The 25,464-nt window shown below is 62.3% G+C and carries 17 protein-coding genes and 3 pseudogenes; 19 read left to right on the forward strand and 1 reads right to left on the reverse strand.

Annotated elements, in window-relative coordinates; translation table 11 throughout:
* The first annotated feature begins 180 nt into the window (after nt 1-180).
* The 19 genes and pseudogenes from WBQ96_RS00775 to WBQ96_RS00865 all read left to right on the forward strand — a co-directional run bounded on the left by WBQ96_RS00775 (nt 181) and on the right by WBQ96_RS00865 (nt 25,149).
* A complete protein-coding gene (locus tag WBQ96_RS00775; protein ID WP_336547099.1) occupies nt 181-1,095 on the forward strand; it encodes a hypothetical protein in 915 nt (304 codons plus the stop codon).
* A 563-nt stretch (nt 1,096-1,658) separates the two neighbouring features.
* The gene (locus tag WBQ96_RS00780; RefSeq protein WP_336547097.1) at nt 1,659-2,267 is read left to right on the forward strand and encodes a hypothetical protein; all 609 of its coding nucleotides are present in this window, start codon (nt 1,659-1,661) and stop codon (nt 2,265-2,267) included.
* 11 nt (nt 2,268-2,278) lie between these two features.
* Nucleotides 2,279-3,688, forward strand: coding sequence for a CsgG/HfaB family protein (locus WBQ96_RS00785; protein ID WP_336547095.1), 1,410 nt, complete (start codon nt 2,279-2,281; stop codon nt 3,686-3,688).
* Nucleotides 3,689-3,839: 151 nt separating this feature from the next.
* Nucleotides 3,840-8,666 carry a beta strand repeat-containing protein gene (locus tag WBQ96_RS00790; RefSeq protein WP_336547094.1) on the forward strand — a complete coding sequence of 1,609 codons (4,827 nt, stop codon included), beginning with the start codon at nt 3,840-3,842 and terminating at the stop codon, nt 8,664-8,666.
* 253 nt (nt 8,667-8,919) lie between these two features.
* Complete coding sequence (locus WBQ96_RS00795) at nt 8,920-9,444, forward strand: YbjN domain-containing protein (RefSeq protein ID WP_336547092.1); 525 nt, start codon at nt 8,920-8,922, stop codon at nt 9,442-9,444.
* Between the two features lie 129 nt (nt 9,445-9,573).
* Nucleotides 9,574-10,206, forward strand: a complete 633-nt coding sequence (locus WBQ96_RS00800) for a hypothetical protein (protein ID WP_336547090.1) — start codon at nt 9,574-9,576, stop codon at nt 10,204-10,206.
* Nucleotides 10,207-10,373: 167 nt separating this feature from the next.
* Complete coding sequence (tauA, locus tag WBQ96_RS00805) at nt 10,374-11,246, forward strand: taurine ABC transporter substrate-binding protein (protein WP_336547089.1); 873 nt, start codon at nt 10,374-10,376, stop codon at nt 11,244-11,246.
* A 103-nt stretch (nt 11,247-11,349) separates the two neighbouring features.
* On the forward strand, nt 11,350-12,123 hold the full coding sequence (locus WBQ96_RS00810; protein WP_165117530.1) for a taurine ABC transporter ATP-binding protein: 774 nt from the start codon (nt 11,350-11,352) through the stop codon (nt 12,121-12,123).
* Nucleotides 12,120-13,010, forward strand: a complete 891-nt coding sequence (locus tag WBQ96_RS00815; protein WP_336547086.1) for an ABC transporter permease subunit — start codon at nt 12,120-12,122, stop codon at nt 13,008-13,010. The genes WBQ96_RS00810 and WBQ96_RS00815 overlap by 4 nt, the downstream gene beginning before the upstream one ends.
* Nucleotides 13,011-13,033: 23 nt before the next feature.
* On the forward strand, nt 13,034-14,206 hold the full coding sequence (ssuD, locus tag WBQ96_RS00820; RefSeq protein WP_336547084.1) for an FMNH2-dependent alkanesulfonate monooxygenase: 1,173 nt from the start codon (nt 13,034-13,036) through the stop codon (nt 14,204-14,206).
* Nucleotides 14,203-15,648 (forward strand): FAD/NAD(P)-binding protein, encoded by a 1,446-nt coding sequence (locus tag WBQ96_RS00825; RefSeq protein ID WP_336547082.1) that lies wholly within the window; start codon nt 14,203-14,205, stop codon nt 15,646-15,648. The genes ssuD and WBQ96_RS00825 overlap by 4 nt, the downstream gene beginning before the upstream one ends.
* A 162-nt stretch (nt 15,649-15,810) precedes the next feature.
* Nucleotides 15,811-16,905, forward strand: a complete 1,095-nt coding sequence (sfnG, locus tag WBQ96_RS00830; RefSeq protein WP_165117522.1) for a dimethylsulfone monooxygenase SfnG — start codon at nt 15,811-15,813, stop codon at nt 16,903-16,905.
* Nucleotides 16,906-17,026: 121 nt separating this feature from the next.
* Nucleotides 17,027-17,947 carry an ABC transporter ATP-binding protein gene (locus WBQ96_RS00835; protein ID WP_165117519.1) on the forward strand — a complete coding sequence of 307 codons (921 nt, stop codon included), beginning with the start codon at nt 17,027-17,029 and terminating at the stop codon, nt 17,945-17,947.
* On the forward strand, nt 17,947-18,843 hold the full coding sequence (locus WBQ96_RS00840) for a branched-chain amino acid ABC transporter permease (protein ID WP_165117847.1): 897 nt from the start codon (nt 17,947-17,949) through the stop codon (nt 18,841-18,843). Before WBQ96_RS00835 ends, WBQ96_RS00840 begins: the two co-directional genes overlap by 1 nt.
* 3 nt (nt 18,844-18,846) lie before the next feature.
* Entirely contained in the window at nt 18,847-19,893 is a 1,047-nt protein-coding gene (locus WBQ96_RS00845; RefSeq protein ID WP_336547078.1) for a branched-chain amino acid ABC transporter permease, read from the forward strand.
* Nucleotides 19,894-19,977: 84 nt separating this feature from the next.
* Entirely contained in the window at nt 19,978-21,315 is a 1,338-nt protein-coding gene (locus tag WBQ96_RS00850) for an ABC transporter substrate-binding protein (RefSeq protein ID WP_336547076.1), read from the forward strand.
* Between the two features lie 72 nt (nt 21,316-21,387).
* Nucleotides 21,388-22,179 carry an ABC transporter ATP-binding protein gene (locus tag WBQ96_RS00855; RefSeq protein ID WP_336547074.1) on the forward strand — a complete coding sequence of 264 codons (792 nt, stop codon included), beginning with the start codon at nt 21,388-21,390 and terminating at the stop codon, nt 22,177-22,179.
* Nucleotides 22,180-22,208: 29 nt separating this feature from the next.
* Nucleotides 22,209-23,455: pseudogene (locus WBQ96_RS00860) on the forward strand (SfnB family sulfur acquisition oxidoreductase).
* Between the two features lie 468 nt (nt 23,456-23,923).
* Nucleotides 23,924-25,149, forward strand: a pseudogene (locus tag WBQ96_RS00865) (MFS transporter).
* 193 nt (nt 25,150-25,342) lie between these two features.
* Here WBQ96_RS00865 and WBQ96_RS00870 read toward each other — a convergent pair.
* Nucleotides 25,343-25,441, reverse strand: a pseudogene (locus WBQ96_RS00870) (helix-turn-helix domain-containing protein); the annotation flags it as partial.
* Nucleotides 25,442-25,464: the final 23 nt, after the last annotated feature.

Raw genomic sequence — 25,464 nt, forward strand, 5'->3', positions numbered from 1 at the left:
GTAGGGCCGATATCGTTTGTCGGTTGTGCGCCACGCTGGCGCCATTGCAGCAATCTCACTTTCTTTGGGTGTGTCGGCTACCCGTCGCGCCCACGCCGCGGATTTTTAATCTCGCGGCTGATCTTCCAGAATCTTTGCAGTGCCACGTTCACCAAGCCTGGGCTGCAGTCAGGTGGTTGCATGGATAGCGGAACAGAATTGGCGAGTTTTGGGAACGCATCGATTTCGAGGCGAAGCGGGCTTTCAGCAGAACAGATTTTGGCTAATCCGGCGCTGCATGGGGTCATACGCCGGCAAGCGCAGACTATGCTGGCAAGCTACAAGACAGACCCACGCCTGGGCTCTGTCTTCGCAACCCAGCAGCGGTGGCTGATGGCCCATGCGGGCCTTTCGCTGGCCTTTAGAAGGGAGGGCCCGGAACATCGCGCCGAGACGACCGCGGCGCGAATCTTCGAGTTGGTGGAGAAATACGGCGTCGCCAGTCGCAACACTGCTGATACGTTCCTGAAGGAGTTGCTGCACTACAAGATCATCGTTCCTGCTCCCGACAGCGGCGACAAGCGCGTACGTCCGGTGATGCCGTCAGAGTCTGCGCTGGTCGTCCTCAACAACTGGATCGTGACTCATCTGAAGACATTAGACGGGCTGGACGGCGGCCAGCGGTGTGTGACCTACTGGAGCGACCTGGACGGGCTTTCATGCATCCAGCCTCTGATCGCCGACAACCTCCTGTCCGCACCTGAGGTGCGGCAACCGGAACAGACATTCTCTCTTTTCACCTGGCTGAACAATGGCGGGGTGGTGATGGATTGGCTGTTCGGGGGAATTGATCCCGCTGACGCTACTGCTGACCGCATTCCGACAGGGGTATTGTCGATCGGCGATTTCGCGGAGTTCCTGAAGCTCTCAAGGACACATCTCGATCGTAAGTTTCGAGAGGCCGAGCGGCTGGGCAGCCTTGGTTGGAAGGGGCGCAGGGGCCGCTCAATGATGTGGATATCAAAGGATTTCCTCAACGAGTACATGACCGCCCAGGCCGTCAAGCTCGCCATCGTCGATGCGGCCTATGAAAAATGTTTCGGCCCCGACGCTTGATAGAGCATGATCCCGAAAAGTTGCAGACTTTTCGGACAAGATCATGCTTCAAAATCTATATCCTGGAGTGAGATGACGATTCAAGGAAACGTCATCTCACTCTAGCGTGAAGCTGCCATCTTTGATCTGAGCTGCTGCCAGGCACGCTCCCGCTCCCAACTGCGATCGCGTCGCGCGATCCGCCTTGCGTTATGCCCTGAGCTGACGCGAATCCGGGATGCTCCCAGAAATGGTGCGAAAACCTCCCAATAATGGTCGCGAATCCGGACTTTCCCCATGTTGACGGTCAGATGATCTGGCCATTAGGTTCCGCCCTGTCCAAGGCAGCAAGTAAAGACGGGACGGCTGAAGGATCAAGACATCGATGATGCTGAATAACTACTGGGACACTCTCCCGGTGGAGGGAATTTCTTTGTCGACGACTGGTGGGTGACTGCAGTCGTACCAAGGTACATTGGGTGGGTGGAATGCAGATGAGCAAGTTTGGCGGAGACAGCGGGCTCCGCCTTTTGGGACGGCAATCGCGACGGTTGAGAGTGACCGGACGCATGGAGAAACTTTTGGTGGCCGGCTTGGTAGCCGTGGCCTGCAGCGTTCAGCCGATCGGCGAAGCCCTTGCCAACGGCTGGTACGAAAGCCGCCCGTGGCAGTTCGATACCTCTGCCGACAAGGCCAACAAGGCGGCCGTGGTCGACATGATCGAGCGCAAGAAGGGCGGCTACTATGACGGCTTCTCGACCACGGTGAACAACTACAACAACACCAATGTCGGCACGCAGATAAACTGCAACAACGTTGCCAGCGCAACCGGCAATGAGGCGGCCAACAGCCAGGTTGCCAATTCCCCGACCGTCACCAACACGTCGGGCGTGAACTCTTCGGCCACTGGCAACGAGGCCAACAATTCAGGCGGAGGCACTGCCGGAGGCGATGAGCCGGGTGTCAGCAACGGTCAGGAGAATTCCGGAACCGTATCCTCGGGCGTGACGGGCTCGACGAGTTCCTCGGCTGCCGGCCCGATTAATGGCGGGCCAAGCACGCAGGGACTGAACAATACGCAGACGAATTCCGGCACCCAGCAGGCCAGCATCAACGGTAGCACTGCCTGCGACATGACGGGAAGCACCGTCAACGGAAACGTCAATTCCGCCATCAGCGGTCCGCTGAATTGAGGGTCGTAAAGATGGTATCAAAATTACTGAGCTTCACGGCTCCTCTCGTCGCGTCTCTTGCTCTGGCCGGCTGTGTCACCGAGGTTGCCGATATCGGCAGTGTCCGGAACCACCCCAAGGAAGCAGCGGTGATCTACACCTCGCCGGTGCGCAACAGCGCAACGCCTCTCAGCAAGTCGCTCGCCTGTTTCGGCGACAAGATGAAAGCGGCAGGCAGGAAACCCCTCGGCATCGCCATCGGCGACGTCAAGGACTACACCGGCAAGCAGGGCCAGGACGAGGGGTTCGCAATCACCCAGGGCGGTGCGCTGATGGCGTATTCGGCGCTCGGCAAGATGGGACCGGCCGTTCGCGTTCACGAGCGCTTCGACACGCGCATCGCCGAAGCCGAACTGGTCTACATGAACCAGCGCCAGCTCGGCGACGGCCAAAGTCATTCCGTCGACGACCCGAACACGGGCGGTCGATCCAGCGTACCATGGAAGCCCTATTTTGGAGGGACCATAAGGCAGTCCGACTATTTCATCGTCGGTGGCGTGACCGAGCTAAACTACAATATTCAGTCGGGTGGCGCCGAACTCGCCGTCAGCAATGTCGGCCCGAAGGCGCGGCGCTACACGATGAACATCGCTGTGGACCTGCGGATTGTCGGGACGCAGACCCTGATGGTCTACGACACCGTCAGCGTCGAGAAGCAGCTGACCGGCTATGAAGTGGGTGTCGGTGTCTTCCGCTTCTTCGGCAGCAACCTCTTCGACATCAATGTCGGAACCAAGAGCCAGGAACCGCTCCAGCTCGGCGTCCGCACGGCCATAGAGGCGGGCGTGATGCAACTGGTCGCGTCAGTCGCCGGTGTAAATCCCACACCCTGCTTCCCGCCTGAGCTTGGGCCTGCCAAGTGGGATGGTGCGAACGCCGCCGCTGTTCATGCCGCCGCCAGACAGGAGCTCGCGCAGCCACTGCCTCCGCCAGCGCAGCCCGCCGTGCCGAAGCTCGGCTATGCCGAGGAGGAAAAGGGAAACAAGGCCGTCGCGGCGAAGGTCGAGGAAATCCAGGATCTTAAGACGGCCAGTATTTCCGACCGCAGCGCTTCACCAAGCGGTGGGGAATATGCAGTCATCTTTGCCAGTGGCCAGGACAAACTCGACGATACGTCTTCCGCCACGATGGAGCAGGTCGCCTCGCTCGTGAAGAGCGGGCGCAGCGTCAACCTCACGGTCAGCGGACGCGATGCATCCGAACTGACCGCCGACCGGCGAACGCAACTTCACGAGGCTCGGATGAAGGCTGTCGTCATCGCGCTGATGCGTCACGGCGTGTCCAGGGGTGATGCCCGTGTCTTGTGGCGTGCATCGCAAACGCCGGTTCTCGCATCGGCAGCCGGCGGGGTGCAGGAAATCGCAAGGATCAGGATCGGGTGACAAGCCCCGGTTCGCAGGAACGCCGGGTTTGGGCTCCGGAAAACCAGTTCGTCCGAAGTACATCTGCCACCAGAAGATCAGGGCGGGTTCATCCCGCGTAGCTGACCACGATCAAACTCGTAAACGTTCAATTCAATCTCAGGAAACGACCATGTCAAACAAGATGAAAACGAAATCCAGGCTGCTCGGCAGCGTCGGAACGACTGTGCTCGCAACCATGATCTCCAGTGGCGCTCATGCCGGCGGCATCACCATCGACGACACGCTCGCCGTCAATGTCCGCGGCAGCCAGACGATCACCGGCACGCTCGACCTCGTCAACCCGATCAACGCAAACAGCGGAGCGGTTGGTGCTACGATCTCCGGCGTTTCGGCGGGCATCTCGCGGGACGGAACACAGACCGGTGTAACGGAAACCGTGTCCGGCAACCGCATCAATGCCAGCGCGACCGGCAACAGCTTCAGCAACTCCATCGACCTCTCCCTGGTCGAAAACGGCGTCAATGACGGCGCGGCTTCGCTCGGTGTCGCGCGCAACCAATCCGCCGTTCCCGAGGGCGGCGTCGCCACTGTGACGAGCCTTGTACAGGGCAGCTTCTTCTTCGTAGACGACCTGGACTTCCTAAGCGGGTCCGTATCGGCAATCGGCAACACGATCTCCGCCGTCACGGCGGTCAATGACGGAAGCACCAGCATTGCCGGTAACATTCCAACCGCATTTGCTTCGACGACGGCTGGCTCTTCGAACCTGGCATTCCCGGGCGGCGATGTGGATGGCAACCTGTTCGCCTCGACGGGATCGCTGGTCGCTGGTTCGATCCAGCAGAACCTCGAGGGCGGCCACAGCGCAGCGGTCACCGGCAATGCAATCGCGTTGTTGCTGGCTTCCACGGACGACTACACGCTCAGCGGCAGCCCGGTGCTCGATGACAACACGATCAGCGCCACGCTCAAGGGTAACGCTGCCGGCAGCACGATCGATATCGGATCGGCAGACGCACCGAGCTTCAAGGGTTCCGCCGCCGTCACGAATCTCCAGTTGAACACGCCGGGCTTGTCGGATGACTCGGCCGCGGAGAATCTGGGCTCTCAAATTGCAGCCATCATCACTGGCGATGCGGCGGATGCTCTTTACGAACTCGAAGGCGGGCTTTCGGTCAGCGGCAACCGCATCTCAAGCAGCATCACCGGCAACGAAGCACTTGGCGCTACCACCGGCGCCGCGGGTAACCGCATCCTGCTCGGCGACGGTCTGTCGTTCGCCGGCGCGGGGGGTGATGGAGCCGGGTCAACCACGTCCTATACCAGCGGCGGCGTCGAAAGCGCTGTTGCAGCCGATCTCATCATCCACAACAGCCAGGGCAATCAGGGCGTGTCGGCAACTGAGCGGCAGAGCTTCTCGGCGACGACGGCGGGTGGACAGGTTCTCGCTACGGTACAGTCGATCGACAACGGATCGGTCGCACAGTCGGCCAACCGGGTGACGGTAGCGGCTGCTGGAAATGCGGCGTCCAGCGCGCTGGCGAACGGACAGAATGCGGCCTCGTTCGAGGGCACGGTCGCACTTGCCAACCAGCAATCCAACCACAACACCGATCTTTCCGCGGCCAATACGGGAGCGACGATCGCCGCCGCTACGGGTAGCGCGGGCGGTGTGACCCATAACAGCTCAGTCGGAGTGACCGGCAACCGCATCGCCGCGACCGGCTACGGCAACGACGTCAGCCAGGCGGTCGATCTCGATGCGACGGCATTGTTGGCCGGTGCCGGCAATGTGGCGTTGACGGGCGGCACCGCCTCACAGGGCAATGTCTCGGCTTCGGGAAATGTCACCATCAGCAATCTTCAGAGCGGTTACGCCAACAATCTCACTGTTACGAACTCAGGTTCGTCGATTCAGCTGGACGCAGACTCGCAAGGAGCAGGGGCAGACGGAAGCACCGTCCTCGGCAGCACGCTCGCGGTTGGTGCCAATACGCAGGAAGCCGTTGCGCTCGGCAATGCGGCGGGCAATGCGCTTTCGCTTGAAGGCACGACGGTCGGTTCCGGCGCGGGTATCGCCAGCGTCCAGGTCCTCAATGCGAACTCAGCCGTATCGGCCGCTCTCGTCGACGCCGGGACGGAGCTGACGGCAGGCACCGATGTCGAGGGAAGCACGCTCTCGGTAACCGGAAATACGCAGCGCGCAGTCGGATACGGCTCGTCGGCGTCCAATGCCCTATCCGTCTCTGCAAACGCTGTCACCATCGGTGAAGCGAAGGCATCTGGCGACAATCTTGCTTCGGTCGTCAACGTCGCTCAAGGCAGCGCGCTTCCGTTCAGCGATACGGTCGGCAGCCAGCCGGTGGTGGATGCGGCCTATGGCATCCTCAACGATCAGTCGAGCCGGGCGGATGTAACTGCAAACGCCGATGCGGGCCGCATCGGCCTCGCCGTCGCAGGCGATCTGACGCAGAGCTCTGCTCGCAACGACCTCAACGGTGTCGTTGCAGCCGCCTATGGCAATGACGCCGCAAGCGCGATAACTATCGATGTGGGCGATCTTGCCCTCGACCTCGTCGAAGAAGGCGAGGGCGCCGCGGTCGCCAACGTAACCAACACGCAGGCAGTGGCCGCCGACATTTCGGCGACCGCCAGCGGTGGAAACGTGATCCTGGCCTCCGTGGCAGGCGACGTCACCGGCGCCTCGCTCTCAGCGTCACAGAACCTCATCCAGGCTCTCGCCTACGGCAATAGGGCAACGGACAACAGCGTGACGGTGACCGGCACGAATATCGAGGCTGCCGGCGATGGCCGGGGCGGAGTCACCTTCGACACCGATAGCGGTGCACTTGCCGCGAACGCTTCGTTCAGCGTGCAGAACGCACAGTCGGCGCAGGGATCGGTTGCGTCCTCGCAGCTCGACGATGCCGACAGCCCAACCAACGCGGCGGGAATTCTCGTTTCGGCGCTGGGCGACATTTCCGGCTCGTCGGTTGCGGCTGACGGCAATCGCTCGCTCGCCTCGGCAACCGCCAACAGCGCCGCCAACGCTCTGTCGATCGATGTCAACAGGCTCGCGACCACCAGCGGCGTGCAGAGCTTCCAGACCGCCGGCGCGGATGTCACGGCGCTGATCGGGCTACCGGGGACGCCGCCCACGCCGGGCACGCCGGAAGACACGTTCGGAATCGCGGTCACTGCCGACAATCCGGAGGATCTCGACGGCACTATCTCGGGAAGCCTCGTGACACTCCAGGGAGGCACGCTGCTCTTCCCCGTATCGAGCCTCAGTTCCGGACAGGTCGATTATCTGACCGCCAATGGCTGGACAATCTCCGGTGGCAATATCAGCGGTCCGGCAAGCTTGCTCGGCACGATCTCGGTCGGTGACTACGCAACGCTGCAGGGCGGCGGCACCGCAAACCTCTCCTATACTATCCCGGCAGTGTCGGCGACGGCAGGCACTCCCAACCAGGGTGGCGTGACGGTGGCGGCAGGAGCCGACATTGGAGGCTCGTCAATCTCGGTGTCCGACAATGTCACCGCAGGCTCGGTGACCGGCAATGCTGCGTCGAATGCGCTGAAAATCGCAGCGACCGACATTTCGACCGGCAGCGACCTGGTGGCATCGACGGCGGGCTCGCTTTCGGCTGATGTCATAGGTGCGGTGGCCGATCATGCGCTCTCGAATGTGCAGGAGGTCGCTGGGGAGGAAGGGGCCGCCTACATCGCTTCCCGCGTCCATGGTGCATTCACAATCGACACAGCAGAGGGTGCGACAATCGCCGGCTCTTCGCTGACGATCTCGGACAACACCCAGAGCGCGACGGCGGTCGCGAATACCGCAGGGAACGTGCTGAGCCTGGACGGCACCAACATCTCGGCCGGTTCGGCGCTTGCCTCCGACCAGTGGGGCGATGCCATTGTCGAAGCGTTCTCGAACCTCGAAATCTTCGCTCCCGCCGCCGTCAGCGGGTCGACGGTCGAGATTTCGGGCAACATCAACACGGCGCTGGGCGTAATCAACGACGCCACCAATACGCTGGCCGTGACCGGAACCAATATCGCTTCGGTCGGTACGGCAGGGGAGGGGGTGCTGACGGGCGATCTTGCCACGGGCCTGTGGAGTGCGACGGGCGATCATGTCCTGAGCAATCGCCAGACCGCCTACACGGCGGTGGAAGCCAGCGCCCTCACGCAGATCTACAACGAAGACGGCATTGCTGCCGAAACATCGGGGCTGAACAACAGCTCGCTGACGGTCAGCGGCAACCGCACGGTCTCGGAAGCTTCCGCCAACCGTGCGGACAACAAGCTGACGCTGGACGCAGCCTCAACATTGTCGGCTAATGGCGGCATCGTGAACCGGCAGGACAGTGAAGCTGCGGTATCGGCCCTGTCGGCCACGCTGGCCGGGGTTGCGCTTGCAGGAGATGCCACTTCGGCCGCTCTCGACAACAGCAGCGTCAAGGTCGACGGCAACAGCACGACGTCACTGGCCCGCGGAAATGCCGCCACCAATGTCCTGAATGCGGTTGCCGGCAGCAGCTACGGTGCATCCACGGCTGGAGCGGGCAGCTCGGTAGGAGCCGGGGGACTTGAGGCCCGCGCCAATGCCGCCGTGCTGAACGGACAGACGAACAGCGGCAACGTTTCTGCGGTGAGCATCGCTACGGTCTACGCCGTCGCGCTCAACGGGACGACCGGCATTGCAAATGGGTCCGTCTCCGTTTCCGGCAACCAGATCGCCAGCGAGGCCTATGGCAACAGCGCCGTGAACAAGGTGTCGCTCAGCGGGCTGAACACCGGCACGTCGTCGGCAGCGGTGAGCAGCTATCAGGCGAATTCCGGGGCGATCACCGCATCCGTCACGCAGGCAGCACTCGGCGTGTTGGGAACCGGAACCGTTGGCGGCAGCTCGCTCGGCGTCAAGGGTAACACCATCTCCGCCAGTGCCGTTGGCAACAGCGTGTCGAACGCAATCCGTCGCAACTAACGCGATCACAGTCGGCACAACCATTCGGTTCGCCCCCGCCCGGGCGGACTGAAGCAGGCGCAGGGCTATCCTGTGCCACTGAGGAAGGGGAGGAACACCCGCCCAAAGAGTTCCTCCTCTTCCGAAGTTTTTCATGGATCGTCGATCCAGGTCATGGCCGCGTTGCAATCGAGACCGCAACTCCCGAGAACCAAATCCGTAAACGATTGATCATTAAAACGCGTCCGCGTGGCGCTCGTGAAAGAACAGGACGATGCCCGACAAATTGGTCTCCAGGATAACCCGCGGACTTCTCGCCGAAATCCTTGGCGAGTGCGGATGGAAGGTGACGCTTGAGGGAAACGACGAGGCGCCTCGGATTGCAAGCGCCGTCAACGGCGTCAACTTCAACATCCATTTCGGTACAAGATGCACTGATGGAGATGGCTGGACGGATTTTACCGTCTCAGCTCCCTTTGCCATCGACGAAGAGATTTCCTCCGTTCTCGGTGCCTTCTGGAACCGCCGCAATCGATTTGCCCGGGTTTATCGCACCGACAAACAGCTACTGATCGAGATGGACGTGATCGTGGCCGGCGGCGTGAGCCGCGATCATCTGAAATATCAGTTCGCGGTCTGGAATGATCTCACTACTCTGTTCTTGCGGCACCTCAAGGCGGACCACGCCGTGCTGGCCCGCCAGAGCGCCGCGAGGGCGGCGGGTCTGGAAAGTGCTGGAACAGCGCCGATCACACTGAAGGCGATTGCTTCGACACCGGTCGGGACACTTTCTGCCTGAAAGGCTGTTGCGTTTTCAGGCCGATCGGCCGGTTGTGTGATTGCTCGTTCCGGTGTGACAGCACTCCCCGGAACGATATTGGGTGAGGCAGTCCAGTCCCAGTCAGAGAACAAGGAACGAAGAAACGAGATGCTGCGAAACGAACCCATCCACCCGCTGCTCGTGTCCAGGAAACCAGCCTACCTTATTGCCTCCTTGGTGGTCATTGTCGGCTTGGTCGACCTCGCTTTCGGCTACTCCACACTGACCGGTCGGCCGGCGCCTATGCCTGTTGCGGCAGCCGGCGCGCAACCGGGTGACGATTCCGTGCGTTCCGCATCGTCCGTCGATCTCCGCAATACGATCTCGCGGCAGGCGTCGGAATGGGGTGTGAGGACGTGCCTGCCGCAGATCGCACTGGTATCCGATTTCCTGACCGTAAATCGAAGCTATGCGGCCTTGTCGCAACGGGTCGACGGCGCTGTCGATGCAGAAGCATTCACATCGACCATCGCAGCACGCGATCCGCAGGGAATCGAGACCGTCTCCACCTTCGTATCGACGCCGGTCGGAGAGAGTGGATGCAACTCGTCCTATCAGGCCGTCGCATCATTTGCGGTGTCGTGTGAGGTCGCGCACCGGGAGTATTTTCCCAGCTTTAATGAGCCTCTTTCTTTCAGTGATCGTGTCCGCGCCTACACCAACGGCCAGGAAAGTCATCTTTTTCTGCTGCCCATCGGCGATATCGGCTGCACTGCAGTCAAGACACAGACTCTCTATTAGGGGTAGCTACCCTGCGGTGTGCCATCAACGACTTTGGCTTGGCGGAGTCAGGCGAAAGCAGAAATTTCTCGAATGAGCTGATATTTGGAATAAACTAACTCTACAGATCTTGTAGAAATTCGCAGTCTGCATGGGCAATCTGATGTCCAACGTGACAGGAACAGTCCATGCAGATGATTTCCCGCCGCTCGCTTCTTGCCGCGACCACGGCTCTTATCGCCTTTGCCAGCCACGGCGTTGCAAGCGCCGAGGACCTCAAGCTCACCATTGCCTATCAGACGGTCGTCGAGCCGTCGAAGATTCCGCAGGCCGACGGCGTCTATGAAAAGACCCTCGGTGCCGCCATCGACTGGCGCAAATTCGAGGCGTTGGTTTCCCGCAACGGCTCAGGCGTCGAGAAGGTCGCCGATCTTGCCGGCAAGAAGGTTGCCGTGCCCTTCGTCTCGACCACGCATTACAGCCTGCTGGCTGCGCTGAAGCATGAAGGCGTCGATCCGAAGTCGGTGGAGATCCTCAACCTGCGTCCGCCGGAAATCGCCGCGGCCTGGGAGCGCGGCGACATCGATGCCGCCTATGTCTGGGATCCCGCGCTCGGCCAGATCAAGACCAGCGGCAAGGTGGTGACCGACTCGGCGCAGGTGGCCGCGTGGGGCGCACCGACCTTCGACGCCTGGATCGTGCGCACCGATTTTGCCGAGAAGCATCCGGAAGCCGTGCGCGATTTCGTCAAGGTGACCGGCGCTTCCTATGCCGACTTCCTGGCCAATCCAGGCGCTTGGTCGTCATCGTCGGAGCAGGCCGGTAAGATCGCCAGGCTGACCGGTGCCAAGGTTGAGGACATTCCGGTTCTGCTGAAGGGCTATGTCTTCCCGACGCTAGCCGAACAGGCGTCGGACAAATTCCTCGGCGGCGAGACGGTCAAGGCCGTGACGGCGACCTCCGAATTCCTCAAGGAGCAGGGCAAGATCGACGCTGTCCTGCCGGACTACAGCAAGTATGTCACGGCGAAGTATGTGACCGACGCGCTCGCTTCCAACTAGTCCTTCGCCCCACGTGGCGAAGCCCGGCCTGTCCCGACCTTTCATAGGTCGTGGCAGGCGTCGGTGCTGGCAAGGAAAGCCTGAACATGGCTGCTCATCCAAGATGACAAAACTGACGCTGGACAATGTTACTGTGCACTATGAGGGCCAGCCTCAGCCCGCCGTGGTAGATACGTCGCTATCCGTCGCGTCGGGCGAGTTCGTGGTGCTGACGGGGCGTTCGGGCTGCGGCAAGACCTCGCTGCTCAATGTTGCCGCCGGGCTGGTTGCGCCCGCCGGGGGCAGGGCGAGCGTGAATGGGCTGCCGATTGCAGAACCCGGCGCCGATCGCGCCGTGGTGTTTCAGAACGATGCGCTGTTTCCCTGGCTGACCGTGCGCGACAACGTTGCCTTTGCGTTGCGCATGCGCGGCGTGCCGGAAGCGGAGAGGCGCGACCGTTCCGATGCCGTGCTTACCCAGGTCAAGCTCGAGGGGTATGGCGACAGAAGGATATGGGAGCTTTCCGGTGGCATGCGCCAGCGCGTCGGCCTGGCGCGGGCGCTCGCGGCAGAGCCCGATTTCCTCCTGATGGACGAGCCGCTCGGCGCGCTCGACGCGCTGACGCGCGAACGCATGCAAACGCTGCTTCTCGACATCTGGGCGGCAAGCGGCGTCGGGGTGCTTATGGTTACGCATGGCATCGAGGAAGCGCTGCTTCTGGCCACGACAGTCTTCGTCATGGCGCCCGGTCCGGGGCGCATCGTCAAGCGCATCGAAGCCGATTTCGGGCGGCGCTACGCAGCCGGTGAACCCGTGCGCTCGATCAAGGCGGACGCCGTATTCGTTCTGGCTCGTGCAGAACTCGCCGACGCCATTTTTGAGGGAGAGCTTGCATGACGCTCACCACCGGCAGGGAATTGCCGATCACCGGCCTGCGCCCCACCGGCGAACCGGTCGCGGTCTGGATAGGCGACGCAGACCCGACTCAGGACCAGTCGAACCAGTTGCGGCTGAGGCCGCCGGTATCGGCGCGCACGGTCAGCTTCATCACGGTCGCCGCACTTTTGCTCGCATGGTCGCTGGCGGCCCATCTGCAACTCGTCTCGCCGGTGTTCCTGCCGTCGCCATATGCCGTGGCTGCCAAGCTGATTTCGGTCGCCCAGAACGGCTTTGTCGACGCGACGCTCCTGCAGCATCTGGCCGCGAGCCTCGGCCGTGTCTTTGCAGCGCTCGTCGTCGCACTTGCGGTTGGTATCCCGGTCGGGATCGCCATCGGTGTCAGCGTTGTTGGCCGGGGCATTTTCGATCCGATCCTCGAATTCCTCCGGCCGATCCCGCCGCTCGCCTATCTGCCGCTCGTTATCATCTGGTTCGGCATCGGCGAGCCGTCGAAGATACTCGTCATCGCGATCGCCATGATCGCGCCGATCGCTCTGTCGGCGGCCAGCGGTGTGCGCGGCGTCAGCCAGGAGAGGGTCAATGCGGCGCGCGCGCTCGGCGCCTCGCGCGCGCAGGTGATCCGCCATGTCATCCTGCCAAGTTCGCTGCCGTCGATCCTGACCGGATTGCGCATCGCGCTCGGCGCAGGCTGGACGACGCTGGTCGCCGCCGAACTGATCGCCGCCACGCGTGGCCTCGGCTTCATGATCCAGTCTGCCGCCCAGTTCCTCGTCACCGACGTCGTCATCATGGGCATCTTCGTCATCGCCGGTGTCGCCTTCGTGCTCGAATTCGTCATCCGCCGCCTCGAAGCCGCGCTCGTACCGTGGGCCGGCCGGGACTAGCGCCGACCAGTAAAGGAAGAGCCATGACCATCGACATCCCCGATCGCATCAAGGTCTTGTGGTTTCTGCCGACGCATGGCGACAGCCGCTATCTCGGCTCGACGGAAGGGGGCAGGGCGGTCGATCTGCCCTATCTGACCCAGATCGCCAAGGCCGCCGACACGCTGGGATATTATGGCGTGCTCCTGCCGACCGGGCGATCTTGTGAGGATTCCTGGGTCATCGCTTCCGCGCTGGTGCCGCTGACCGAAAGGCTGCGCTTCCTCGTCGCTGTCCGGCCCGGTCTCCAGTCGCCGACCTTGGCCGCGCGCATGACATCGACGCTCGACCGGATCTCCAACGGGCGTCTGCTGATCAATGTGGTCACAGGCGGCGACCCCCTCGAAAACAAGGGTGACGGAATATTCCTGTCGCATGCCGAGCGCTATGAGGTGACGCAGGAGTTCCTGCACATCTACAAGCGGGTGCTGTCCGGCGAGACGGTCGAGCATCGGGGAAAGCACTTCCATATCGAGGACGGGCGGCTTCTGTTTCCACCGCTCCAACAACCCTATCCGCCGCTCTATTTCGGCGGATCGTCCGACGCGGCGACGGTTGTGGCCGCAGCCGAGATCGACAAATATCTGACCTGGGGCGAGCCTCCCGCAGATGTAGAACGCAAGCTGGATGACGTTCGCGAGCAGGCGCAGAAGGCGGGACGCAAGGTCAGTTTCGGAATACGCCTTCACGTTATCGCCCGGGAAACGACGGAGGAAGCCTGGGCTGCAGCCGACAGGCTGATCAGCAGACTTGACGACGCAACGATCGCTTCTGCCCAGCAGGTTTTCAGTCGGATGGATTCGGTCGGTCAGTCGCGGATGAGCGCGCTGCATGGCGGAGAGCGTGCGAAGCTCGAGGTGTCGCCCAATCTTTGGGCCGGCGTCGGCCTTGTGCGCGGCGGTGCCGGCACCGCGCTCGTCGGCGATCCCGATACGATTGCCGAACGGATCGACGAGTATCGCCGCCTCGGCATCGATACGTTCATACTGTCGGGTTACCCGCACCTCGAAGAGGCCTATCGTTTCGCCGAGCTTGTGTTTCCGAAGCTTCCGACCGATCACGCGACAAAGAGTGCGAATCCTGCCGTCAACACGGGGCCGTTCGGAGAAACCATCGCCGGCGACCATAGACCGAAGCCGGTAGCCAGCGCATCGTGAACGTTCTCGTTCGCTCCGGGCGACCTCATGTCGTCATCATCGGCGGCGGATTCTCTGGTGCTGCGGTCGTCTTGCATCTGGCCCACGCTCACGGTCCCGACGATCTTGAAATAACCGTCATCGAGCCCCGCTCGTTCCTCGGTGGAGGCGTTGCCTATTCGAGTGAGGAGCCGGCTCATCGCGTCAATGTCCCGGCGACGCGCATGAGCATGTTTTCCGACGATCCGGATCATTTCGATCGATGGCTTTCGGCAAACGGAGAGCTCGATCGCGACCGTGAGGCGCTGTGGACGAATGGCGATGCCTATCCGCGCCGCCGCGTCTTTGGCCGTTATGTGGAAGCGCAGCTTCATGCCTATCTTGCCTCGGGCCGCGTGCGCCATATCCGGGCGCTTGCAACCCGGATCGAGAAAACAGCCGCAAGCTGGACCGTTACGACGGAGCGCGGGGAACGGCTCACGGCAACGTTCGTCGTCCTTGCGGTCACGCACCCGGCGCCGGCGGTCCCCGAAGCGCTGTCCGGCATCGCGCAGGAGCGCGGCTTCGTCGCCAATCCTTATGCGTCCGATGCGCTTGCGGAAATCGACACGACCGCCAAAGTCCTGATTGTTGGTTCCGGCCTGACCTCTGCCGATATGGTCGCCGAGCTCGACCGCAGGGGACACCGTGGCGGGATCCTCGCGATCTCGCGTCACGGGCTCAGATCGCGCGGTCATCCGGCGAAGCGATGCGAGCCATTCGGCGATTTCGCCGCCGATCCGGCTCGAACGGCGCTCGAACTGCTTCGGCGCGTCCGCGCAACCGTGCGGGCCGCGTCCGGCTCAGGCGGTTCCTGGCATTCCGTCTTGGACCGGCTGCGTAGCGACGGCCTCGTCATTTGGTCGGCGCTTTCGCCCGAGGAGCGTTACAGGCTGGTACGGCGTCTTCGTGTCTTCTGGGATGTCCATCGGTTCCGCATCGCGCCGCAGGTCGAGGCCGTTCTGGAGCGTCGCCTGTCGGAAGGCTTCTTCGCCAACATTGCTGCCAGCCTTGTGGCCGCAAGACGCCAGGGCGATTTGCTTGCCGTCAGTTTTCGGCGCCGCGGACAAAGGGAGATCGAGACGCTTCGTTTCGATGCGGTGATCAACACGACCGGGCCGGCACATCGCACCATTCTGGAGCAGAATCCGGCTCTGCGCGGTCTTGCCGATCACGGCATCCTGCGCCTCGACCGCTACGGCCTGGGACTGGAAACGAATGGTGCAAGCCGGGCAATTTCGAGCGATGGCGTGCCGGTGGCGACGCTTCTGGTTGCAGGTCCGCTTGCAAGAGGGGCGTTCGGCGAGCTGATGGGATTGCCGGAAGTTGCTCGCCATGCGCAGGCGGTCGCCGCCGAAGTCGGCACCATGCTGGGGCGGAACGCCGCCGGCATCAACGGCCTCGGGAAGGCTGATCAAGGCTGAAAATCAGCCTGATATGCGGCTGTGCGACTTTGGAATGCGCTTCTCAATCCGATCCGAAAAACGCCAAATCGTCCTTTGTATATAAAATCTACAAACATAATAAATATTCGAAACCCGGCTTTCGTCGGATCGTGCAACGGGCGGGTCACTCAGGAGTTCGTAATGTCTTATACCGAACGCGACGCAGTAAAATTCGCCTATTGGGTGCCGAATGTTTCGGGTGGCCTGGTCATTTCCGACATCGAGCAGCGCACGAACCATTCGGCGGAATACAACCGAAAACTGGCGCAGATCGCCGAGAAGGCCGGGTTCGATTACGCGCTCAGCCAGATCCGCTTCACCGCCGGCTACGGCGCCGACGAACAGCATGAATCCGTGTCGTTCAGCCACGACCTGTTGGCCGCGACGACCACGCTCAAGGTGATCGCCGCACTCCTTCCCGGGCCATGGAATCCCGCACTTGCCGCCAAGCAGATCGCGACGATCAGCTACCTGACGAACGGCCGCGTGGCGGTGAACATCGTCTCGGGATGGTTCCGCGGCGAGTTCCATGCCATCGGCGAACACTGGCTCGACCATGACGAGCGCTACCGCCGCTCGGAAGAGTTCATCCGGGCGCTGCGCGGCATCTGGACGGAGGCGAGCTTCACTTTCCGCGGCGATTTCTACCGCTTCAACGACTATTCCCTGAAGCCGAAACCCGCCACGCCGCTGCCCGAGATTTTCCAGGGCGGCTCCTCGCGTGCCGCACGCGACATGGCCTCCCGCGTCTCGGACTGGTATTTCACCAACGGAAATACGCCTGCCGAAATCGCCAGGCAGGTGGACGACATTCAGGAAAAGGCGCGGGCGAACGGGCATTCCGTGCGGGTCGGCGTCAACGCTTTCGCCATCGTCCGCGAGACCGAGGAAGAAGCCAGATCGGTGTTGGCCGAAATCATCTCAAAGGCCAATCCTGAGGCGGTGAACGCCTTCGGCCATGAGGTCAAGAACGCCGGCAAGGCCTCGCCCGAGGGCGAGGGCAACTGGGCCAAATCGTCCTTCGACGATCTCGTTCAGTATAATGACGGCTTCCGTTCCAACCTGATCGGCACGCCCCTCCAGGTCGCTGAACGCATCGTCGCCCTCAAGCACGCCGGCGCAGACCTGATCCTGCTCGGCTTCCTGCACTTCCAGGAAGAGGTGGAATATTTCGGCAGGCGCGTGATCCCGCTCGTCCGCGAGCTCGAAGAGGCAAAGGTCCTCGCCGCCGAATAGGCCTGACTGCCGCCCTTGGGGACGAGGGCGGCTCCGCATTTCGACCGAAAGACGCATCGTGTCCGCACAAGCGGACGGCGAATGGCAACGTGCGGTTTCCGCGCGATCAAGGACGCTTGGAATGTCGATGGCAAACTACGCATTCGAGGTTTCACAGACCTCGGCCTATGCGCCGGAAATTCTCGAAGGCCTTTCCAGCGCGGAGCGGCGGGACGACGCAGCGTCTGCGCCTGTCCGCGACGAAAGCGATCTGTCGACGGGTCTGGCACTCGAAGACATCAACCTGTCCTTCGGCGGCGTCGTGGCGCTTGCCGGTGTGGACCTCTCCATCAAGGCCGGCGAAATCCGCGCGATCATCGGCCCGAACGGGGCGGGCAAGAGCTCGCTGATCAACGTCATCAGCGGCGTCTACCGTCCGGAACGCGGGCATGTCGTGCTGAATGGTGTGCGCTACGCCCAGGTGCCCACGCAAAAGCTCGCCCATCTCGGTGTTGCCCGGACATTCCAGAATCTTGCCTTGTTCAAGGGTCTCAGCGTACTCGACAATGTCGTTGCCGGCCGCGCCCACACGGTCCGGTCGAGCTTCGCCGGCCAGATTGTCGGTACGCCGCTCTCGCGCCGCGAGCGGCGTGACTCGTATGACCGCGCTATCCAAATTCTTGATTTCCTGCATCTCGGCGGCGTTCGCGACCGCCTTGCCGGCACGCTGCCATATGGCTTGCAGAAGCGCGTCGAGCTGGCGCGCGCGCTGGTCGCCGAGCCGCGTCTCCTTCTGCTCGACGAGCCGATGGCCGGCATGACGGCGACCGAAAAATCCGAGATGGCGTCTTTCATCCGCGCTGCGCGCGACCGCTTCGGCATGACGGTGGTGCTCATCGAGCACGATGTTGGCGTCGTCATGGAACTCTCGGATCGAATTGCCGTCCTCGACTACGGGCTCAAGATCGCCGACGCCACGCCTGCCGAAATCCGCAGCGACCAGCGTGTCATCGACGCCTATCTCGGCGTCGTCTCCGAAAACGAGGACGGTGGCGGCATATGATGGCAGATTTCGATTACCTCTTCTTCATAGAGGTGCTGGTCGGCGGGCTCCTGTCCGGCGTCATGTATTCGCTCGTCGCGATCGGTTTCGTGCTGATCTACAAGACTTCGGGCGTGCTCAATTTCGCGCAGGGAGCCATGCTGCTTTTCGCGGCGCTGACCTTCGTCAGCCTCGTCGAGCGCGGCGTGCCTTTCGCCCTGGCGTTCGCTATCACCTTCGCGGCGATGGTGGCGATCGGCATCGCCATCGAGCGCACGGTGCTGAGGCCCTTGACCAACAAGCCACCGATCACGCTTTTCATGGCGACGCTCGGCCTCTCCTATATTCTCGAGGGCGCTGCCCAGCTGATCTGGGGCACGCAGGTTCATGGGCTCGACCTCGGCATCGAAGACCTCCCGCTGGAAATAGGCGGCGTCTTCATCAGCCAGTTCGACATCTTCGCCGCCGCGGTCGCCGCCGGCATGGTGCTCTTGCTTTCGCTGTTCTTCCGCTACACCCGCATAGGCCTCAGTTTCCGCGCGGTGGCCGACGACCAGTTCGCGGCGCTCGCCGTCGGCCTGCGCCTGCCGTTGATCTGGACGACGGTCTGGGCCGCCGCCGGCCTCGTGGCGCTTGTCGCCGGATTGCTTTGGGGCGCGCGGCTCGGCGTCCAGTTTTCGCTCTCCCTCGTCGTCCTCAAGGCGTTGCCTGTGCTCGTGCTGGGCGGCTTCGATTCGATCCTCGGTGCCATTGTCGGCGGCCTGCTGATCGGCGCCAGCGAGAAGCTCGCAGAGGTCTATATTGGCGGGTATTTCGGCGGCGGCATCGAAACCTGGTTTGCCTATGTCGTAGCGCTCGCCTTCCTGCTTATCCGGCCCGCCGGCCTGTTCGGCCAGAAGCTCGTGGAGAGGGTCTGAGCCATGTCGGCACTTGCAACCGAATTCACCGTCGCGCTGACCCTTCCGAAATGGGCGGCTCCGGTTCTCGTTCTCATAATCGCCTATGGCGTCGTGCCCTTCGTGGGCACGAGCTACCTCTTCGAAGCCATACTGCTGCCCTTCCTGGCGCTGAGCCTTGCCGGGCTCGGGCTCAACATCCTCACCGGTTATGCCGGCCAGCTGTCGCTCGGCAGTGCGGCCTTCATGGCCGCCGGGGCATTCGCCGCCTACAATTTCAACCTCAGGGTCGAGGGCCTGCCGCTCGTCGGCAGCATCATTCTCTCTGGCCTTGTGGCAGCGGGGATCGGTATTGTCTTTGGCCTGCCGAGCTTGCGTCTGCGAGGCTTCTACCTGGCGGTTTCGACGCTTGCGGCGCAGTTTTTCGTGCAATGGGCGCTGACCAAGTTCAGCTGGTTTTCCAACAACTCCTCGTCGGGCGTGATCGACGCGCCGACACTGTCGATCGGCGGGATCGTCTTCAGCGGCGCTGCCGGGCGTTATCTTTTCTCGCTAACGATCGTGACCGTCATCACCTTCCTCGCCTACAGGCTGGTGATTTCCCAGACGGGGCGCAACTTCATTGCTGTCCGGGACAATGAGACGGCGGCACGCATCATCGGCGTGCCGGTGCTGCGGACAAAACTTCTCGCCTTCGCCATCTCGTCCTTCATCATCGGGGTCGCCGGCGTGCTCTGGGCCTTCGCCTATCTGCGCACCGTGGAGCCCGCCGGCTTCAACCTCGACCGCTCGTTCCAGATCCTCTTCATCATCATCATCGGCGGGTTGGCCTCGATCCGGGGAGCCTTCTTCGGCGCGGCTCTGATCGTGGTCTTCCCTCTGGTCCTCGCCCGGCTCGGGAGTTTCCTGCTCGGCGACATCTTCGATTCAGGCGTGCTCGACATGAGCCAGCGCATCGTGCTGGGCGCGCTCATCATCCTGTTTCTGATCCTCGAACCGGATGGCCTCGTGTCGCTCTGGGACCGGATACGAAGACGCCTCGGGTCGGCGCTTCGGCTGACCCGGAGATAGACGGAGCAAGCGCTCCGAACGGAATTTGTACCTGAAAATGAACATCGGACCGAAACCGGGACGATCCAATCAAGGAGTGTATCCATGACCATCATAAGCAAGTTCAAGGCGGTGGCGCTGTCGGCGGCACTCTCCCTGTCGGTGGCATTGCCCGCCGCCTATGCCGACGAGCAGTATTTTCCGCTGCAAAGCTATCGCGTCGGACCTTATGCCGCCGGTGGAACCGGCTTCTTCGGCGGCTTCATCGACTATCTCAACCTGATCAACACGCGCGACGGCGGCGTCAACGGCGTCAAGCTGACTTGGTCGGAAGGCGAGACGCAGTATGAGGTCGAGAAGGGGGTCGAGGTTTACGAGCGGCTGAAAAGCAACCCGGGCGTCGCTGCCTGGAACCCGCTGTCAGTCGGCATCGCCTACGCCATGATCGACCGCATCACGCAGGACAAGGTGCCGCTGATCACCATCAACCACGGCCGCACCGATTCCACTGATGGCCGTGTGTTTCCCTATGTCTTTCCGCTGCTGCTCAATCCCTACAGCGAAACCTCGGGCATCGTGAACTACATCGCCTCGAAGGAAGGCGGGCTCGAAGGCCTCAAGGGCAAGAAGATCGTGGTGCTCTACCACGGCTCGTCCTATGGCAAGGAAACCATCCCGATCTACGAACTGCTTGCCCAAAAATATGGCTTCGAGCTGCAGCAGATCGAGGTTCCGCATCCGGGCAACGAGCAGCAGTCGCAGTGGCTGACCATCCGCCGCGCCAAGCCCGATTTCGTCGTCTTGCGCGGCTGGGGCGTGATGAACCCGGTGGCGCTCAAGACGGCGGCCAAGGTCGGCTTCCCGGTTGACCACATCGTCGGCAATGTCTGGTCGAACTCGGAAGAGGATGTGATCCCCGCCGGCGACGCTGCCAAGGGCTACACCGCCATCACCACGCAGGCTTCGGGTGCCGAGTATCCGGTGGTCAAGGAGATCGTCAAGACGGTCTACGACGCCGGCAAGGGCAATCTGGAAGACAAGAAGCGCATCGGCTCGGTCTACCACAATCTCGGCATCGTCAACGGCATCCTGAATGTCGAGGCGATCCGCATCGCCCAGGAGAAGTTCGGCAAGCGCACGCTGACCGGCGACGAAGTCCGCTGGGGCTTCGAACATCTCAAGCTCGACCCGGCCAAAGTCGAGGCGCTCGGCGCCAAGGGTCTGTTCCACTCGATCAATGTGAGCTGGGACAACCATGAGGGCGAGGGCTACGTGACCTTCCAGCAGTGGGACGGCGCGAAATGGAACGTCGTCTCCGACTGGATCGCCCCCGACTGGGCGCTGCTGCGGCCGATCATCGAGAAGTCTTCGGAAGCCTATGCGGCCGAAAAGGGCATCAAGCTGCGTACCGCCGAAGATGCGGACGCCGTCTCCACCAACTGATCGACAGGATGGACGCCGGGGTTTTTCCGGCGCCCATCTTCCTCATCGCCCCAGGCGAACGGAAGAATCTCCATGGCCAATGACGACATTCTTCTCTCGGTGGACAATGTTCACGCCACCTATAACCACGCCATCACCGCTCTTCACGGGGTGAGCTTTAAGCTGCGCCGCGGGCAGATACTTGCCTTGCTTGGGGCAAACGGTGCGGGCAAGACGACGACGCTGAAGGCCGTCTCCAACCTTCTGCCGGCCGAACGCGGGCAGGTCAGCGCGGGCACGATTCGGTTTGAGGGTGTCGACGTCGCACGCCGGCGGCCGGGCGATCTCGTCCGTGCCGGGCTGGTCCAGGTGCTGGAAGGCCGCCACTGCTTCCGCAGCCTCACGGTCGAGGAAAATCTCGTGTCCGGCGGTATCGGGCGCAGCGCAAGCGGCGGCGAGATCAAGGCGGACCTCGAACAGGTCTATGGTTATTTTCCACGCTTGAAAGAGAAGCGGCGCACGCTTTCCGGCCTAACGTCAGGTGGTGAGCAACAGATGACAGCGATTGGCCGTGCGCTGATGTCGCGTCCGCGCCTGCTCGTGCTCGACGAGCCTTCGATGGGGCTCGCCCCGCTCGTGGTCCAGGATATTTTCCTGACGCTGCGCAGACTCAACCGCGATGCCGGCCTGACCATCCTGGTGGCCGAACAGAACTCGGCAGTCGCGCTCAAATATGCCGACGAGGCCACGGTTCTAGAAAACGGCGTCACCGTTCTTGCCGGCTCGGCGACTGAGCTCAGGCAGCGCGAGGACGTGCGCGCCTTCTACCTCGGCCAGAAGCCTCAGCCGGCGGAAGAGGCCACTCCCATTCCTGCCGTCGCCTGATCAAAACACCCCAGACAAGGAAACCAGCCATGACACTTTCAACCGTCAAGACCGACAAGGCCTCCGCAGCCGTTCCGGCCGTCGCGAGACCGGCCGTGCCTGCCCATATCATCAAGGACGACGCCGAGGCGCTGTCGATTGCGCGGAAACTCGCATCGGACTTCGCCGTGGATGCCGCCAAACGCGACCGTGAGCGCATCTGGCCGCAGGCCGAACTCGACGCATTTTCGCAGAGCGGCCTCTGGTCCATCAACGTGCCGAGAGCCTTTGGCGGCCCGGAACTGTCCTATGCCACTTTGGCAAAGGTGATCGAGATCATCTCGGCAGCCGACTCGTCGATCGGGCAGGTGGCGCAGAACCACCTGGGCGTGGTTGCGGCCATCCGCACCGTCTCCGATATCGAACAGCAGAAGCTGCTTTTCGCGGAAGTTCTGAAGGGCACGCGCTTCGGCAATGCTTTTTCCGAGTTCGGCTCCAAGCGTGCAGCCGACTTCGAGACACGTTTCGTCGACGCCGGCGACGATGTGATCGTCAACGGCCAGAAATTCTATTCGACCGGCGCATTGCTTGCACATCTGGTTCCGATCGTGGCGCTCGATGACGAGGGCCGCGCTTGGTATGCCATTGCCGACCGCGCGGCGCCGGGCCTCACCGTGATCGACGATTGGTCGAGCTTCGGCCAGCGCACGACGCTGTCGGGCACGGTCATCATCGACAGCGTCAAGGTGCCGAAGACCCATCTTGTGCCGGGCTACAAGGGTTACGACAAGCCGACTGCCGACGGCGCGATCTTCCAGATCATCCAGGTGGCGGTCGATACAGGCATTGCTCAGGCCGCAATCGACGAGACGGTCCGGTTCGTACGGACGAAGAGCCGTGCCTGGGTCGACAGCGGTGTCGACAATGCCTGGGACGATCCCTACACGATCCAGGCCATCGGCAGCCTGACGCTGAGGTTGCACGCGGCCCAGGCCCTGCTTGAAAAGGCCGGCCTGGCCATCGACCGCGCTGTCGCAAGTCCGACAGCCGAAGCCGTTGCCGAAGCGCAGATCGTAACTGCCGAGGCAAAGATCCTGTCGACCGAAATCGCGATCGAGGCGACCAACAAGCTGTTCGAGCTGGCAGGCACGCGTTCTACGCTTGCCGAGCACGGTCTCGATCGTCTCTGGCGAAATGCCCGCACGCACACGCTTCACGACCCGGTGCGCTGGAAATATCGATTCTCGGCAAGTATTTCCTCAACGGCGAAAACCCGCCGCTGCACGCCTGGAGCTGACATCTCCAGCCAGGCCTTGGCAACCAAATCCCGCGCAGTCAGGCGTCAGGCAGGCTCCTCCCGCGCCGTGTACCGTTCCGCCGGTATCCACGGTTATGTAGGCACCATGCCGGGCACCGGCTGCCGTATACGTCTAGCCATCAAGCAGGCGAAGCGCAGCCCGGTCGCTCGCTCCACCACGATCGCCAGAAGCGCTGAGGTGAGCGATGGCGAAAGGGGCCGCCATGGCTGTCTTAGTGCTTCGGCAAGGATGCCTGGAACGACAGCATCGTCTCGGTCTTTCCCCCGCTGTTCCACGGCATTGCGCGGTGATTGCGCGCGATGCGTCTGTATCTGATGATATTTTGCAACCAGAATTAAAATGCAATTGCGATGTCGAAATTGGCGGCCTCCATACGTCCTTGCAGCATAGCCGCGATAATGTGACCGGAAGGGCCGGCAGGAGCGGTGCAAGAGCGAGAGACTGACATGACCGGTTCCTATCGTTGGGTCATCGTTGCCGCTGGCGGCCTGTTGGGGTGTGTCGCTATCGGCGCGATGTTTTCGCTGCCGGTTTTCCTGCAGCCTATGGCAAAAGAGACCGGCTGGTCGGTGACCGGCATTTCCACCGCCATGACGTTCGGTTTTCTGGCCATGGCGCTGGCCAGCATGGTGTGGGGCAGCCTGTCCGACAGGTTTGGCCCGCGCCCCGTGGTGCTGGCGGGATCGGTCGCGCTTGCCGCAAGCCTCGCGCTGGCGAGCCAGGCCGGATCGCTGGTCCAGTTCCAACTGGTCTTCGGTGTTTTCGTAGGCGCTGCGACCGCTGCGATGGTTGCGCCCATGATGGCCTGCGTCACCGGCTGGTTCGACACGCAGCGCAGCCTCGCCGTTTCGCTGGTCTCGGCCGGCATGGGCATGGCGCCGATGACCATGGCGCCGCTGGCAGCCTGGCTGGTGACAGCTTACGACTGGCGAACCTCGATGCTGATAATTGCCGGCATTGCCGCCGTGACGATGATCCCGGCATCGCTACTGCTGCGCCGCCCGCCCGCACTGGAGCAGGGCAATGAGGCGGCCATGGCCGACGAACCGCAATCGGACATGACAGTGAAGCAGGCAGTGCGCTCGCCGCAGTTCATCGTGCTGATGCTGGCCAATTTCTTCTGCTGCGCCACCCATTCCGGCCCGATCTTCCACACTGTGAGCTATGCGGTGACATGCGGCATTCCAATGATCGCCGCTGTCTCGATCTACAGTGTCGAGGGGCTGGCCGGCATGTTCGGGCGAATCGGCTTCGGCATCATGGGCGATCGGTTCGGCGCGCAGCGCGTGCTGGTGCTGGGACTGCTGGCGCAGGCCTTCGGCGTGCTTGCCTACGTCTTCTCGCCAGCCAGCTCGGCGAATTCTACGCCGTGGCGGTGATGGTCGGCTTCATCTATGCCGGCGTGATGCCGCTTTATGCGGTGATCGTGCGCGAGAACTTTCCGCTCAGGATGATGGGCACCATCATCGGCGGCACTGCGATGGCCGGCAGCCTCGGCATGTCGACCGGCCCGCTGCTGGGCGGCCTGATCTATGACCGTTTTGACAGCTACGCATGGCTCTATATCGGCTCGTGGGGGATGGGCATCGCCGCGATGCTGATCGCCATGACGTTCCGGCCATTCGTGAAAGAGGAACGGGGGCTGGCTGCGGCGGAGCAGGGCACGCCGTAGCGGCCTTTGGTGGCTGCCTAAGACGGGACAGCGAATATCTGAACTAGCGCCCTTCCTGCCGGCGTGACTTCAGCCGGACGCCCGGCCCTGCGTCCTCCTCGAACAGAAACTGGACGCCACCCGTCTCGAATGCGCTCACCAGCAGGTCTTCCGAACTGCGATGAAGGGTGTGGCGGTGACATTCGAAGTCCTTGATTGTGCTGCGAGATACCCCGGCCAGCATTGCAAGCTGCTCCTGAGACCAGTTTAGAAGGCCGCGCGCGGCGCGGCATTGCGATGGAAGTAGGGGCATGGGATAAAAACTTGCCGTTTGCC

Source organism: Mesorhizobium sp. CCNWLY176 (genome assembly GCF_037153935.1).
GTDB classification, from domain to species: domain Bacteria; phylum Pseudomonadota; class Alphaproteobacteria; order Rhizobiales; family Rhizobiaceae; genus Mesorhizobium_M; species Mesorhizobium_M zhangyense.

What these genes read in the sequence shown, in the direction of transcription:
- WBQ96_RS00800 (WP_336547090.1), top strand. Translation starts at nt 9,574, where the DNA reads ATGCTGCGAAACGAACCCATCCACCCGCTGCTCGTGTCCAGGAAACCA.
- WBQ96_RS00835 (WP_165117519.1), top strand. Translation starts at nt 17,027, where the DNA reads ATGTCGATGGCAAACTACGCATTCGAGGTTTCACAGACCTCGGCCTAT.
- ssuD (WP_336547084.1), top strand. Translation starts at nt 13,034, where the DNA reads ATGACCATCGACATCCCCGATCGCATCAAGGTCTTGTGGTTTCTGCCG.
- WBQ96_RS00790 (WP_336547094.1), top strand. Translation starts at nt 3,840, where the DNA reads ATGTCAAACAAGATGAAAACGAAATCCAGGCTGCTCGGCAGCGTCGGA.
- WBQ96_RS00795 (WP_336547092.1), top strand. Translation starts at nt 8,920, where the DNA reads ATGCCCGACAAATTGGTCTCCAGGATAACCCGCGGACTTCTCGCCGAA.
- WBQ96_RS00845 (WP_336547078.1), top strand. Translation starts at nt 18,847, where the DNA reads ATGTCGGCACTTGCAACCGAATTCACCGTCGCGCTGACCCTTCCGAAA.
- WBQ96_RS00815 (WP_336547086.1), top strand. Translation starts at nt 12,120, where the DNA reads ATGACGCTCACCACCGGCAGGGAATTGCCGATCACCGGCCTGCGCCCC.
- WBQ96_RS00785 (WP_336547095.1), top strand. Translation starts at nt 2,279, where the DNA reads ATGGTATCAAAATTACTGAGCTTCACGGCTCCTCTCGTCGCGTCTCTT.
- WBQ96_RS00775 (WP_336547099.1), top strand. Translation starts at nt 181, where the DNA reads ATGGATAGCGGAACAGAATTGGCGAGTTTTGGGAACGCATCGATTTCG.
- tauA (WP_336547089.1), top strand. Translation starts at nt 10,374, where the DNA reads ATGCAGATGATTTCCCGCCGCTCGCTTCTTGCCGCGACCACGGCTCTT.
- WBQ96_RS00810 (WP_165117530.1), top strand. Translation starts at nt 11,350, where the DNA reads ATGACAAAACTGACGCTGGACAATGTTACTGTGCACTATGAGGGCCAG.
- WBQ96_RS00840 (WP_165117847.1), top strand. Translation starts at nt 17,947, where the DNA reads ATGGCAGATTTCGATTACCTCTTCTTCATAGAGGTGCTGGTCGGCGGG.
- sfnG (WP_165117522.1), top strand. Translation starts at nt 15,811, where the DNA reads ATGTCTTATACCGAACGCGACGCAGTAAAATTCGCCTATTGGGTGCCG.
- WBQ96_RS00850 (WP_336547076.1), top strand. Translation starts at nt 19,978, where the DNA reads ATGACCATCATAAGCAAGTTCAAGGCGGTGGCGCTGTCGGCGGCACTC.
- WBQ96_RS00855 (WP_336547074.1), top strand. Translation starts at nt 21,388, where the DNA reads ATGGCCAATGACGACATTCTTCTCTCGGTGGACAATGTTCACGCCACC.